The following is a 14,588-nucleotide window of genomic DNA, read 5'->3' as shown; positions in this document are numbered from 1 at the left end:
TGATTTAAATAGAGTGTAAACACTAGGTAAAATATCTCAAATTCGCGATTATTTCATTCAATAAGGCACTCTTTGTTAAATATTCATATAGGGTAGTCAGCTTATGAGCATCTTTTCGCACCAGTTGCCAAACAGAAATAAGGTGTTAAAACTTTAGCTGAGGTACAGAACCGTAATGCCGAGCTGATAAATGTATTATGTACCATTATATTGGAAATGAAAATTTCAGGTATTACAAAACGTCTTTTTTACTTGGGTTGTCTAGCAATTTTGAGTTTTAAAGCATTTATTTATTATTCCTGCGAAGCGCGCCGAGAAATTGCATCGAATTGTTGACAAAATTTGTCATCAAAGCACAATCTTTTGTAGTCGAGCGTTGTAAAGTTAATGTGCACTCTGAAGGAACAAGAATAATGATGAAATCAGGTCGTTACATAGGGGTTATGTCAGGAACTAGCCTAGATGGTGTTGATGTCGTTCTTGCTGCAATTAGTGACAAATTTGTCGCAGAGCAATCCAGTTTGAGTGTTGCATTTCCTATTGAATTAAAAAAAAGAATTTTAGATATATGCCAAGGACAAGTAACAACGTTATCAGAGGTTGGTAAAATTGATAGAGAGCTAGGCTCTTTATATGCAAATGCAATAAACCAGCTTCTTATTCAAACAGGGCTAACATCCGAAGATATCATTGCCATTGGTTGCCATGGTCAAACTGTTTGGCATGAGCCTGATGGTGAGCAGCCTTTTACTATGCAATTAGGTGATAACAACCGTATTGCGGCTTTAACGGGGATCACGACAGTAGGTGATTTTCGACGAAGAGATATGGCTTATGGGGGGCAGGGAGCACCTTTAGTTCCTGCATTTCACTTAGCTGTTTTAGGGCATTCTACAGAAAAACGAATTGTACTGAATATTGGTGGAATAGCTAATGTGACAGCTTTGTTACCTGGTGCTTATGTCAAAGGTTATGACACTGGACCTGGCAATATGTTAATGGATACCTGGAGCTGGCGTATTAAGCAAAAGGCATTTGATAAAGATGGTGAATGGGCCAGTCGTGGTCAAGTTGACCATGCATTACTAAAAGCGATGCTAAGTGACCCATACTTTAGGCGTTCATCACCGAAAAGTACGGGGCGAGAGTATTTCAACACACAATGGTTAGAACAGCATTTGGCTGACTTTCCTTCAATTTCAGTTGATGATGTGCAAGCAACGCTGTGCGAATTGACAGCAGCCTCTATTGCGGAGCAAGTGTTACTATGTGGCGGTTGTGAGCGTTTGATAGTCTGCGGTGGTGGAGCAAAGAATACCTTTCTAATGCAACGGATGGCTGCCTTACTGCCTGGGATTGAAGTGGCGCCAAGTGATAAATTTGGACTAAGTGGGGATGACATGGAAGCCTTGGCATTTGCATGGTTAGCTGCTCGAACCATTTCTGGGCTTTCAGGAAATTTGGCTTCTGTAACTGGAGCAAGCCAAGAAACTGTGCTTGGGGCGATATACCCTAAAAATAGCAATAAAAAATAATTGTGGTTAAGGATATAAAAATGAACGAACTAGGTGAGATTGATCTCGCAGCAGTACGTCGAGAATACACAAAAGGTGGGTTAAGGCGCCATGATTTAACACCAAACCCATTAACCCTTTTCGAACTATGGATGAAGCAGGCATGTGAAGCTCGTTTGAGTGACCCAACAGCCATGTGTGTTGCTACAGTGGATGAAACCGGGCAACCCTACCAGCGTATCGTACTATTAAAGCATTTTGATGATAAAGGCCTTGTATTTTATACCAATTTAGGTAGCCGAAAAGCGCAGCATTTAGAAAAAAATAATAAAATTAGCCTGCATTTTCCATGGTATCCATTAGAGCGCCAAGTCAATTTCATAGGCGTTGCCGAACGTTTAAACCCTATTGAAGTAATTAAATATTTTCATAGTCGGCCAAAAGATAGCCAAATTGCAGCATGGGCATCAGCGCAATCTTCTAAAATTTCTGCACGTGGTATTTTAGAAGGGAAATTTTTAGAACTAAAACAAAAGTTTAAGAATGGTGACGTCCCACTGCCTAGTTTTTGGGGGGGATATCGAGTGGTATTTGATAGTGTTGAATTTTGGCAAGGTGGTGCACACCGTTTGCATGACCGTTTTTTATACCAGCGAGAAGAGAGTGGCTGGAAAATTGACAGATTAGCCCCTTAGGATCATGTTTTTTAGCTGGCACTTAATTGATATGCGCTTTATGCTATAGCCTCATTTAAGAAAACTGACAAATTACACTGGTGAGTTTTGACAAACCTCTCAAACTTACTGGTCATTTAAACCAAAATAGATAGACAAAATACAACAGATGGAGTCATTGATGTCTAGCAATAACCTGATTAAACAATTGCAAGAGCGGGGCCTCGTTGCCCAGGTAACGGATGAGGATGCGTTAGCAGAGAGACTGGCGCAGGGCCCTATCTCTCTCTATTGTGGCTTCGATCCTACCGCTGATAGCTTGCATTTGGGACATCTGGTTCCTTTGCTGTGTTTAAAACGATTCCAACTAGCCGGGCACAAGCCTGTGGCGTTGGTCGGTGGTGCAACGGGTCTTATTGGAGACCCAAGTTTTAAAGCTACTGAGCGTAAATTAAACACCACAGAAACCGTTCAAGAGTGGGTAGAGAAAATTCGTAACCAAGTTTCACCATTTTTAAGTTTTGATTGCGGTGATAACAGTGCACGCCTAGCTAACAACTATGATTGGTTTGGCAAAATGGATGTACTGACTTTCTTACGTGATATTGGTAAACATTTTTCTGTTAACCAAATGATTAACCGTGAGTCAGTTAAACAACGCTTAAATCGTGATGACGTTGGTATCTCTTTTACTGAGTTTGCTTATAATCTTTTACAAGGTTATGACTTTGCAAATATGAACAAAGAGATGGGCGTGGAACTGCAAATTGGTGGTTCTGACCAATGGGGTAACATCACTTCTGGTATCGATTTAACTCGTCGCCTACACCAAAACCAAGTATTTGGCATGACGGTACCTCTGATTACTAAAGCTGACGGCACAAAATTCGGTAAAACTGAGGGTGGTGCAGTTTGGTTAGACTCCAAGAAAACTAGCCAATATAAATTCTACCAGTTCTGGATCAACACGGCAGATGCTGATGTTTATCGCTTCTTAAAATTCTTCACATTCATGGAAATTGATGAAATTAATGCACTGGAAGAAGAAGATAAAAACAGCGGTAAAGCGCCTCGGGCTCAATATGTATTGGCAGAATTAGTCACTAAACTGGTACATGGCGAAGAAGGGCTAGCTGCTGCAAAACGTATTACTGAAAGCTTATTCTCTGGTGCCGTATCTGATTTAACTGAAGCTGATTTTGAACAATTAGCTCAAGATGGTATTCCTTGTATTACCTTAGAAGCAGGCGCTGATTTACAACAAGCTTTAGTGGATTCAGAGTTAACGCCTTCTCGTGGGCAAGCAAGAACGGCAATTAGTTCTAACGCGGTATCTATTAATGGCCAGAAACAAACAGAGCCAATGTATGTCTTCTCTGATGCAGACCGCCTGTTTGGGCGTTATACATTGATCCGTCGTGGTAAGAAAAACGACTGTTTAATTAATTGGAAATAGCTCTGACTAACCTTTGTAATACCAGCCCGGAACCTTCCGGGCTATACTCGCCATAATTCAAATTGTATCGGTGTTGACTGCGCTAGGTTCTCCGAATTGCATGCGGGTGTATGCCCTCGATTCATTTTCCTATGTCACTTATATATGACTTGAATTATTTGGAGTGTATTCATATTTGCAATGGGTAATCACTGATTTCTCTTCATTCGACATAACAATTTTTTGGGTTCTCAATGAAAAGCGTATTATCAATTCAATCCCATGTTGTTTTCGGCCATGCAGGAAACAGTGCTGCTGCATTTCCTATGTGCCGAATGGGCGTAGATGTGTGGCCACTCAATACCGTACAATTTTCGAATCATACACAATACTCACAATGGACTGGAAGTGTCTTTCCAGCGCAGCACTTAACCGACATCGTTGATGGTTTAGCTAAAATCTATAAATTAGAAATTTGTGATGCTGTATTAAGTGGCTATATTGGGTCTGCAGAGCAAGGAAATGATATTCTTGCTATCGTGCAAAGAGTAAAAGCAGTAAACCCTCAAGCCCTGTATTTTTGTGACCCAGTAATGGGACATCCTGAAAAAGGTTGTATTGTTGCTCCTGGAGTTGCTGAATTCCTTTGTGAGCGCGCACTGGCTGCTAGTGATGTTATTGCACCAAATTTATTAGAACTAGAAACCTTAACGGGTAGAACCATTAAAAATGTCGAAGAGGCTACGCAAGCTGCACGTGAATTGTGCCACAAAGGGCCTAAAATAGTTCTTGTTAAACATTTAAGTCGGGCTGGGTATCGCGCAGATCGTTTTGAAATGATCCTTGTAACAACAGAGCATAGTTGGCATGTTAGCCGTCCACTTGTTGATTTTGGTGAAAAACAACCTGTTGGTGTTGGTGATTTGACCAGTGGTTTAATGTTGGTTAACTTATTGAAAGGTGAGCCTTTAGATAAGGGATTAGAACACGTTGCAGCTGCAGTATATGAAGTGATGATAAAAACCAAAGAAATGGGAGAATACGAATTACAACTCGTTGCTGCTCAAGACAAAATGGTTAATCCAGAACATAATTTCTGTGCAACACAATTAGATTAAATTGATTTGTATTATCAAAGATAGCGCTCTACTGAAAGAGCGCTATTTTACAGATTAGATTAGGCCTTCCGCTTTTAATGCGTCCTGAACATTAGGGCGTTTGGCGATTTTAGCACTGTAATCTTGCAGGTGGGTTAAGCTAGTCAAATCAAGCCCAACGTGTTTTGCCCAATTACTAACCGTAAATAAATAGGCATCAGCGACACTAAAAGTATCCCCAGCAAAGAAAGCTTGTTTGGCGAGCACGCTATCAACATACTTAAACTTATTAAACAATACGTTACGGACAGTATCTTTATACTCTTCTGGTGTTCCTGGAGTGAATAAAGGTGAGAAAGTTTTATGTAGTTCTGTTGAAATAAAATTTAAAGCTTCTAATTGGTGATAACGCTTCATTGAGCCTGGAAGTGCTATCAGGTTACGATCCGGCTTTTGATCCGCAATATATTGAACAATAACAGCACCTTCAGTGAGTTGTTCGCCATTATCTAGCACTAAGGTTGGTACCTGTCCTTTTGGGTTTATTGCTAAAAAGTCTTCACCTTTCTCAGTCTTTTTTTCTTTTATATTCACTCGCTCAATACTGAAATCTAAACCAGTTTCACGCAGAATGATATGGGGAGAAAGTGAGCAAGCACCGGGAGCGTAATATAATTTCATCATAAAACTCCTAAATTGTTGGATTGGCATTCATATAGCAAATAAACACATATCATTTAAGTATATCATTACTTTTTGTTAACGAATTGCCATCAGGTGCGAGTTAAAAAATAAAACTTAAAATCGGATGGAAAATATCGTTAATATTAATAGGTAGTGTAAACCCAGCGCTTAAAACTATAAAAAATAAAAATGCATAAGTCTAAGATAGTTACCTTATGTAGGGGATAACTATTTTGTTAAACTCATCGCCTTGTCTTATGAAAGAAAACAAACCAAATAATAAAAAATTAGGTGAGCGAATAAATGACCAGTTTGTGTCAAAAATTGAATGTGTTAGGGAAATTAGACCAAATTTTAATGGCTCATCAGCCGAATAATAGCCATGGCATTAAACGGTTTCTATTAGAGTTTTGGTTTTTCGGTTTAATTAATGCTCGTTCTTGTTTATTCGCAGGTTTTTTCTTTCTGGCGCTATTTTTGGTACCAGCTAAAGGGCTAATTGGTATCCCTCGCTATGACTTGTTATTGATTTTTGCAGTTGCCTTTCAAGCCTTGTTAGTGTGGTCAAAACTGGAAACCTGGGATGAGTTAAAGGCTATTTGTGTTTTCCATTTAGTTGGTTTTATGATGGAGTTGTTTAAAACGTCAGCAACGATTGGATCATGGCAATATCCAGATGAAGCTTACACTAAGCTTTGGGGGGTTCCTTTATTTACTGGATTTATGTATGCCGCTGTAGGGAGCTATATCATTCAATCTTGGCGATTTTTTAAAGTAAGAATTGAACACTATCCACCCTATTGGATGGCAACATTAGTTGCATTAGCTATTTATATTAATTTTTTTAGTCATCATTATATTGATGATTATCGCTGGTATTTAGCTGCATTTATTATGGGGTTGTATGCCCGTAGTGTGGTTTTTTATACTCCGCTAGATAAAGAGCGAAAAATGCCATTATTGCTCGCATTTATGCTAATTGGCTTTTTTATTTGGTTGGCTGAGAATTTTGGGACATTTTTTGGTGTTTGGCAATATCCAAACCAGATTGGAGCTTGGTCAATGGTACATGCAGGTAAGTGGGGGGCATGGTCACTGTTGGTGATTGTTACATTTACGATAGTCGTTCACCTTAAACATATTAAGGCTAATGTCACGATATCACGTTAAATAACGAGTTTAATTCATTGTCTGTGAGGAATTTTACCCACAGACAATGGAGAAGCCATTATAAGTCTTGCCGCCAAGCATCAATCGACAGGGGCTCACCAAAGTGGCTTTCAATTAGTCGTCGGGTAACGTCATGAAGAGGGGCAGCTAAAACTTCTGCTGTATTACCACGTTCGACAACTTCACCTTTATCCATCACAAGCATTTTATCACTGACGTGTTTCATCATCCCTAAGTGCTGGGTAACATAGATAAATGCAATATCTTGTTTTGCTTGCAAATCTAGCATTAAGTTGATGATCTGTGACCGCATGGACATGTCTAACGAAGCTAGCGCTTCATCCGCAATGATAATTTCGGGTTGTAGAATAAGCGCTCTTGCCAGTGCAATACGCTGTTTTTGCCCCGATGCTAACATATGTGGGTAATATTCAGCGTGGTCAGCAAGTAACCCGACTTGGCGAAGTGTTTGAATAATGCGCCTTTCACGTTCTATGCCAGTTAAGTCAGTGTTTAATTTCAAAGGGAGTTCAAGCGTTTGACCAATACGCTGCCTTGGATTTAGGGACGTACTTGGGTCTTGGAAAATCATGCGAATACGCTGGCAACGGTAGCTATAATCGCCAAAATTAAGGGGTTGTCCGTGTATAAAAATATCGCCGCTGGTGGGTTCTACAACGCCGGATAACATTCGCGCAAGCGTTGATTTTCCTGAGCCATTGGCACCAATAATGGCTAATGTTTGGCCTGCCTGTAAGTTAAAGCTAACAGGCTTAACAGCTTGTAATTCGTGCCGATGAAATAGACCCTCACGAAAACGGAAAGTTTTGGTGAGATTACGGACTTCAAGTAAAGTTTCCATTTAAGATTGTTCCTCGGTGTTTAGCGGGTAATGGCAAGCAACGAGGTGGCCTTTAATATTACGTAGTTGAGGCGCGTTGATGCAAGTACGTTGTGCATAAGGGCAACGGGGGCCAAGGCGGCAACCAATAGGCAAATGTTCAAGAGACGGAATTGCACCGGGTAACGTATTTAACCGCCCTTTGTGGGGAAGAGGGCTTTCAAAATCTGGGATTGAACGGATTAATGCTTGGGTATAAGGGTGGCGTGGCCGCTGTAGGATATCTTCTGGTGTTGCGCTCTCAACCGTTTGCCCACAATAGAGTACGTTGATGCGGTCAACAAGTTTTGACATCATTTCCATATCATGGCTAATGAGCAAAATTCCCATATTATTGTTTTGGTTTAATTTATCTAGTAGACGGAAAATTTGCGCTTGAGTGGTAGACTCCATCGCATTGGTGGGTTCGTCGGCGATTAATAACCGTGGTTGGTTAGCTATCGCAATTGCAATCATGACTTTTTGACATTCACCATCGGTGAGTTCATAAGGGTAACTGCGCATGATATCTTTATGATCTTTTATCCCCACACGGTGTAACAGTTCTATTGCACGGCGTTTACGCCAATTAAAACGTTGCCACCAGCGGCCTTTATATGTCCATCCAGGAATCGATTGGATAAGCTGTTTGCCTATATCAGCGGCTGGGTCGAGGCAAGATTGTGGCTCTTGAAATATCATGGAGATGTTATGGCCAATTAACTTGCGACGTTTACGTGGGCTGAGTTTTAGTAAGTCAATGTCTTGAAAGCGAAAACGGTCGGCTTTCACACGAATGTTGTCTTTCGTTACGCCACAGATAGCTTTTGCAATAAGGCTTTTTCCAGAACCTGATTCGCCGACTAAACCTCGGATTTCCCCTTCAGATAATGTCATTGATACGCGATCAACAGCTTTGACTGGGCCATTGGCAGTCATAAATTCGATAGTTAAATTGCGGATGTCTAGCAGTGGCATTATTCAACTCCCGCATTGATGGCACGGTGTAGCCCATCACCTAAAAGGTTAACGAAAAGCACGCTTATCATGATAGCAACACCGGGTAAGATAACCGTCCAGGGAGCAACGTAGATAAGCTCTAAAGTATCTCCTAGCATGGCACCCCATTCAGAAGATGGAAGTTGTGCACCTAAATCAAGAAAACCTAAAGCGGCAATATCTAAAATGGCAATTGAAAGTGCCCGAGTTAGTTCAGTGACGAGAATAGGGGTGATGTTTGGCAGTACGGTATACCATAAAATAAAAATGTTTGAAGCGCCATCTAGGCGTGCGGCAACGATGTATTCTTTATCTAACTCATCATGTACAGCAACATAGATGGTTCTAACCATTCGCGGAATTAATGCAAGGCAAATAGCGAGCATCGCATTTTCTAAACTAGCGCCCATAAAAGCGACGACAATAATAGCGAGTAATAAGGATGGGATTGAAAGCAGTGTATCGAGTATGTGGTTAAAAATTGCAGATTTTAACCCGCGAGTCATTCCTGCTAGGCAGCCGAGAACTAATCCAATTAGTGTTGCAATCAGTGTGACTAAAATAGCCGCACCAAATGTTGATTTAGTGCCAATTAATAGCCGGCTCAGAATATCGCGGCCAAGGTCGTCAGTCCCAAAGAAGAATGCAACATCACCATAATGTGACCAAGACGGTGGTGTTAGTTGGTAACCTAAAAATTGTTGATCTAGTGCATAAGGTGCTAAATAAGAGCCAACAAAGCATAAAATTAATAAAACTAATACACCAAAAAAACCCACCATAGAAACCACATCTGATGAGAAGATATTCCATACCACTCGTGTTGGGGATGGCATTTTTTGTTCACGATAAAAATTATCTGAGGACATACCAATCCTTATGTTTTAGTGGGTCCATCATGGCGCCTAGAATATCAGACAACACATTTACAGTAATCACTAGTGCGCCAATTAGCATCACGCCAGCGGATATTGCGGAGTAATCTTCTTGGCGGATAGCTGTAACTAACCAACGGCCAAGCCCTGGCCAGTTAAAAACGAGTTCAGTTACCATGGTCAGTGTCAGCATAGTAGAAAACTGTAGCCCAAGCTTAGGAATAATGGGGGGAATAGCATTATGAAAAATATGACGACGGATGATTTTTATTCGTGACAACCCTCGAATAGCGGCTGCTTTTATATAATTTTCACTGGCGACTTCTTCGGTGCTATTACGTACCAACCGAATAACCTCGGTTGTTGGTGCGAGCGCCAAAGTCAGAACAGGTAATACCATGTGTTCAAGCACATTAATAATCATATCTTTACGATAGGGTGAATCCGAAAGCCATGCATCTACCAAGGCAAAGCCAGTTACTGTTTTTAAATTGTATAATAGGTCAATTCGACCCGATACAGGCAGCCACCCTAAATGTAATGAGAAAAAGAGGGTTAAAACGAGTGCGAGTACAAATACAGGGACAGAAAATCCTAATAAAGCAAAAACACTGATAGCAATATCCGCTGGTTTATTACGCCAAAAAGCAGCAATAATCCCGAGTGGAATACCTGTCGTTAAAGCAAAAATAAACGCTAAAATGCATAACTCCATGGTGGCAGGGAATGTGTCTCTTAATTGTTCAGTGATGGGTTCCCCGTTGATACTTGAAACGCCAAAATCAAAATGGAGTAAGCCTTCAAAATAAAAAATATAGGCATCGATAAGTGATGCGCCACCCAGTGGTGCATTAGGCGTAAAATAGCTTAAGCTAAAGCTGACTAGTGATAAGAAGAATACTGTGACTAATAAAAGTAAAAAACGACGCAGTGAATAAATTATCATGGTTGCTGCCTCTGTTTTTTCGGAGAAACTTTTTCAGCCTGTTCCATTTCCCGATACACACCGGCAAATGAGGTATTACCAAACGCACTGATCATTAGCCCTTTTATATCATAGCGATAGGCCTGTAAACGTAAAGAGTAGGCGAGGGGTAAGACAGGTAAATCTTCCCCTAAAATTTGCTGTGCCTGATGGTAATAATCTATACGTGCGGCTAATTGCTGTGTCAATAGTGCCTTATGTAAGATTTCATCAAAAGCGGGGTTACACCAATGGCTTAAATTGGTTTGGGAACCAATTGCCGCACAACTTAGTAGCGGGCGGAAAAAACTATCTGGGTCATTACTGTCAGTTGTCCAACCTGCTAATGTCATATCATGGGTTCTATCCATTAATTGGTTTTCTTGGAAGCGGCCCTCAACAGAACGGATATTCATAACAATACCAACCTGTGCCAAGTCTGCTTGGATAAGCTCAGCCATTTTTAGTGGACTAGGGTTATATGATTGCGAAGCGATAGGCACCCATAAATCCAGTTTTAGATTTTCTAACCCCATCTCTTTGAGCATTTGTTTGGAAAGTTCGGGGTTATAGTCAGTGATCTTTGCTTGATTATCATAAGCCCATGAAGCTCTTGGTAAAATAGATGCAGCTGTTTCTGCTGTACCGTAATAAATTGATTGCATTAGACGTTCATTATTAATTGCATAAGCAATGGCTTGACGTACTTTTAGTTTATCTAATGGTGGTTTACTGGTATTAAATGCGAGGTAGGCAATATTCATCCCAGAACGCATAGAAATTCGCAAACGTGGGTCATCTCGTAATACTTTTAATTGGCTTGCTGCAGGGTAGGCTAAAACATCACATTCCCCTGTGAGTAATTTCGAAATGCGACCAGTTCCTCCGGCCCCCATATCAACAACCACTTCTTCCATACGCGGCAAACCCTTCCAGTAATTGTCATTTCTGAGAAGTCTAACGAATTGCCCAGCTTGGTAGTCATCTAAATGAAATGGTCCCGTACCCACAGGTCGCCAATCAATCAGCTCTTGGCGATTGATACTTGAAAGGTAATCAGCGTACTCGGATGAAAGGACAGGAGCATAGTGTGTTGCTAGGTGCCATAAAAAAGACGCATCAGGTGAATTCAAACGGAACTCCACCGTATGGTTATTAATTTTACGTATGCTTTGGACACTATTGGCAAATTGTAAACTATCGAAATAAGGGTAACGTCCCCCATTGATATAATGATAAGGATGGTTGACTTCAAACATGCGAGAAAAACTGAACACAACATCATCAGCATTCATATTGCGCGTTGGTGTGTACCAAGCTGTGTTTTGAAACTTTACATCTTTACGCAGGTATAAGCGGTAGGTTGCGCCGTTATCGAGGACTTCCCAGTTAGCAGCCAGTTCTGGAACCAAACGATAGGTAAATGGATCAACATCTAATAGGCGATCATAAATTTGAGCACCGAGAGGGTCGACAATTAGCCCGCTACTGACTAGTTGTGGATTAAATGTTGTTACGATCCCATTTACACAGTAAATAAAACCTTTTTGGCGTATATCTGCAGGAACCTCGTTAGCCACAATATCGGTAAAGCGCTCTTGGTTATTAAGCGCTTGTGCAGACACAGAAATGATAAATAAAAACCAAAGAGTTAATAGGCGCATACCACTGACATCGTTAACTAGAATTGACCTATTGTAGCCTAAAAATGGGGGGACAGGGTATAAGCAAAATTTAGCCTACAAAAGCATGAAAATTAAGCTAAAAAGGAAGTTATTAATATAATGCTTAACTTAAATTATTAAATTAATCATTGAAGTATGTCTTAATGAGAAAATATCTCATTAAAAAGCTTTACAAATGGCACTGATAACGATTATCATTCGTTTTGTCAATTAAGCCAAGTGCTTATGTAGACAAGGCATGACATTGCTCACATTGCTTCCAGTGTTTTATTTAATAGCCAGCTTGGGTGCTGGCTTTTTTTTTGTATAATCAAACTCTTTTAGCTTCATTTCTCGCTATTACTCTAAACCCACATAGTGTAGGTCTTCATCGGTCACTTTACCTTGGAGTGTACATAAGAAACGAACCACTCCTCTTTGTTCATCTTTTTCAATAATCAGCATTTTTTCAGCCGCATTTGGGTCCAAGTTATAGTTTTGCGTTGCGTATTCGTTAAACACCCATTGGCCCTGCAAATTGTGGCGGATCATGGGGGAGTAGATATAAGTATTTCCCACCTTTAGAATAGCAATTCTTGATGAAGTATAACGGATAACCTCTTCAAAGCTTTGAGTGGTTTCAAATCCCCAAAAATAGTATTGGCCACGTAAGCCTAAATAGGCGAAGTCATCATATTTATCGAAATTACTATGACTAACAAAAAAACGATTAAAAGTCACAATTCCCGTAGGTGAAAAATTGAGATTAACAGAAACTTGTTCACCATCACCTAATTTCATATTTTTCAATGCATTAGATGCATCATTTAAAACGGGATACTCTTTTATTTTCTCGAAAAAAGTCGCATCACAGTAAGAGAATGTTCTCATTAATGATTCCGCGTTGACTGTAGGAGATAAACCGAGAAGAAAAAAGGTTATAGCAAGTATATTTATATTCTTCATAATAGGCTCCTCATATAATAAATATCATATTAATAGAGATATCATATAAATATATTTCGCACAGTAGTTAAATATGACAAGGTGTAAAAATAATTTAATTAGTTAACATTAATATGATTAAAATAGACGTAGTTATGATTATATAATTAACTAAATGTGCTAAAATAAATCATTATTTATGTGTGATAATTAGTACAAGTAACTAGCTATAATTTTTTTATTATTTTCAAATTTTGAATTTAGAAAGTAAAATCTCCGTTACCAATTGTTTTTATTTAGTTATTTATTTGAGTTAAATAATTTTATTTTAATTTTACTCTGTCGATAATATATTTTGACAGTGAAGGGAGTAAATGATTTTTGAAACCAAAATATAAGATTGGAAATATTTAGCAATAAATACAAACCGAATTTTTTAAACCTGAATTTTTAATATTTAAGTATAATGCAGTAGTTCAAACAATAAATTCGGATTATTTGAACTACGTGTTATTAACTCTCAATATTTATTTGATGTTTTTTCATTAAGCCTCGTAGTTGGTCATAACTTAATGATAACCGTTGTGCAGCTTTACGTTGATTAAAATGACTATCCGTTAGTGCTTGTTCCAATAGCGCTTTTTCGGATTGTTGTTGCCACTGACGTAAATCACATGGTAATGAAGGCAAAATTGTATTCTGTTGTTGGGTATGTGGCATGGGGAGTGAACTTAGTGATTCATGTAGCTCAGCAAGTTTTTCGCCAAATGGGTCAAAAATAATATTATCAACGGGGTCAGCACAGTTTCCATGGCGGTATATCGAGCGCTCAATAACATTTTTTAATTCGCGTACATTACCTGGCCATGGGTAGTGTTGCAGAGCCTGTTGGGCATGTAATGTAAAACCTGTAAAGTGTGAACGTTTTAATTCGCCACACATTAAAATGGCAAAATGTTCTGCTAACAATAAGATATCCGGCTGTCGTTCACGCAGTGGGGGGAGGCGAATAACATCAAAAGCCAGCCTATCTAAGAGGTCAGCTCGAAAACGGCCCTGTTTGGCAAGTTCAGGTAAATTGGCATTTGTAGCACAGATTAAACGCACATCCACGTGTAATGCTTGGCTTCCACCGACTCGTTCAAGTTCACCATATTCAATGACTCGCAGCAGTTTTTCTTGAACTGACATTGGTGCAGTGGCGAGCTCATCAAGAAAAAGGGAACCTTTGTCTGCTCGTTCAAAGCGCCCTTGATGGCGTTTTTGGGCGCCTGTAAAAGAACCTGCTTCATGTCCAAATAATTCAGAATCCAGTAAATTCTCATTGAGTCCGCTGCAATTGAGAGAGATAAAAGCTTCTTGCCAGCGCGGGGAGAGGTAATGGAGTCTATCTGCAATAAGTTCTTTACCCGTACCGCGTTCGCCGATAACCAAAACAGGCTTATTGAGCTGAGCGAGTTCAGAAGCTTGTTCGAGTACATCGAGAAAATTACTTGAAACGCCAAGAATAGGTTCGTTGGTTTCTTTCATGGTTTTTTTTACCAATAGTTGGTTGGAAATACCGATTCTTTAACTATAGACTAAAATGACTTTTAGAGAAAGTTTATAATTATTTTATTTAAAATCATTGTGATACGATCTTTTTTTAAAGTTGGCACGCGAGTTGCAATATGTGAATTGCAATAGC

Annotated in this window: 13 protein-coding genes; 5 read left to right on the top strand and 8 right to left on the bottom strand. The window is 39.7% G+C overall.

Annotation, left to right across the window (positions count from 1 at the left end; all coding sequences use genetic code 11):
• Positions 1-413: 413 nt before the first annotated feature.
• The 4 genes from anmK to pdxY all read left to right on the top strand — a co-directional run bounded on the left by anmK (position 414) and on the right by pdxY (position 4,741).
• Positions 414-1,535, top strand: coding sequence for an anhydro-N-acetylmuramic acid kinase (gene anmK, locus PSF09_RS00530; RefSeq protein ID WP_210839664.1), 1,122 nt, complete (start codon positions 414-416; stop codon positions 1,533-1,535).
• Positions 1,536-1,555: 20 nt separating this feature from the next.
• Complete coding sequence (gene pdxH / locus PSF09_RS00525) at positions 1,556-2,209, top strand: pyridoxamine 5'-phosphate oxidase (RefSeq protein ID WP_004910451.1); 654 nt, start codon at positions 1,556-1,558, stop codon at positions 2,207-2,209.
• A gap of 160 nt (positions 2,210-2,369) precedes the next feature.
• On the top strand, positions 2,370-3,644 hold the full coding sequence (gene tyrS, locus PSF09_RS00520; protein WP_210839665.1) for a tyrosine--tRNA ligase: 1,275 nt from the start codon (positions 2,370-2,372) through the stop codon (positions 3,642-3,644).
• Positions 3,645-3,877: 233 nt separating this feature from the next.
• Positions 3,878-4,741 (top strand): pyridoxal kinase PdxY, encoded by an 864-nt coding sequence (gene pdxY / locus PSF09_RS00515; protein ID WP_272683325.1) that lies wholly within the window; start codon positions 3,878-3,880, stop codon positions 4,739-4,741.
• Positions 4,742-4,795: 54 nt separating this feature from the next.
• Here pdxY and gstA read toward each other — a convergent pair whose 3' ends face one another.
• Positions 4,796-5,401 (bottom strand): glutathione transferase GstA, encoded by a 606-nt coding sequence (gene gstA, locus PSF09_RS00510; protein WP_272665332.1) that lies wholly within the window; start codon positions 5,399-5,401, stop codon positions 4,796-4,798.
• A gap of 306 nt (positions 5,402-5,707) precedes the next feature.
• On the opposite strand from gstA, the gene PSF09_RS00505 reads away from it, so the two are divergent.
• Entirely contained in the window at positions 5,708-6,574 is an 867-nt protein-coding gene (locus PSF09_RS00505; RefSeq protein WP_042851575.1) for a DUF817 domain-containing protein, read from the top strand.
• Positions 6,575-6,632: 58 nt separating this feature from the next.
• On the opposite strand, the gene sapF is transcribed toward PSF09_RS00505, so the two are convergent.
• The 7 genes from sapF to pspF form a co-directional block, all read right to left on the bottom strand.
• Positions 6,633-7,436, bottom strand: coding sequence for a putrescine export ABC transporter ATP-binding protein SapF (gene sapF / locus PSF09_RS00500; protein WP_004910462.1), 804 nt, complete (start codon positions 7,434-7,436; stop codon positions 6,633-6,635).
• Positions 7,437-8,432, bottom strand: a complete 996-nt coding sequence (sapD, locus tag PSF09_RS00495; protein ID WP_004910464.1) for a putrescine export ABC transporter ATP-binding protein SapD — start codon at positions 8,430-8,432, stop codon at positions 7,437-7,439.
• Positions 8,432-9,322 carry a putrescine export ABC transporter permease SapC gene (gene sapC / locus PSF09_RS00490; RefSeq protein ID WP_115167366.1) on the bottom strand — a complete coding sequence of 297 codons (891 nt, stop codon included), beginning with the start codon at positions 9,320-9,322 and terminating at the stop codon, positions 8,432-8,434. Before sapC ends, sapD begins: the two co-directional genes overlap by 1 nt.
• Positions 9,309-10,274: a putrescine export ABC transporter permease SapB gene (gene sapB / locus PSF09_RS00485; protein ID WP_210839670.1), complete on the bottom strand. Its 966-nt coding sequence runs from the start codon at positions 10,272-10,274 to the stop codon at positions 9,309-9,311. The genes sapC and sapB overlap by 14 nt, the downstream gene beginning before the upstream one ends.
• Positions 10,271-11,956 (bottom strand): ABC transporter substrate-binding protein SapA, encoded by a 1,686-nt coding sequence (gene sapA / locus PSF09_RS00480; RefSeq protein WP_210839672.1) that lies wholly within the window; start codon positions 11,954-11,956, stop codon positions 10,271-10,273. Before sapA ends, sapB begins: the two co-directional genes overlap by 4 nt.
• 360 nt (positions 11,957-12,316) lie before the next feature.
• Positions 12,317-12,922, bottom strand: a complete 606-nt coding sequence (locus PSF09_RS00475) for a hypothetical protein (RefSeq protein ID WP_272665045.1) — start codon at positions 12,920-12,922, stop codon at positions 12,317-12,319.
• 492 nt (positions 12,923-13,414) lie between these two features.
• Entirely contained in the window at positions 13,415-14,431 is a 1,017-nt protein-coding gene (gene pspF, locus PSF09_RS00470; protein ID WP_272665044.1) for a phage shock protein operon transcriptional activator, read from the bottom strand.
• Between the last annotated feature and the right edge of the window lie 157 nt (positions 14,432-14,588).

Source organism: Providencia sp. PROV141 (assembly GCF_028481645.1).
GTDB classification, from domain to species: Bacteria; Pseudomonadota; Gammaproteobacteria; order Enterobacterales; family Enterobacteriaceae; genus Providencia; species Providencia rettgeri.
Note: the sequence above shows the minus strand (reverse complement) of the source record. Positions and strands in the feature narration are given on the sequence as shown.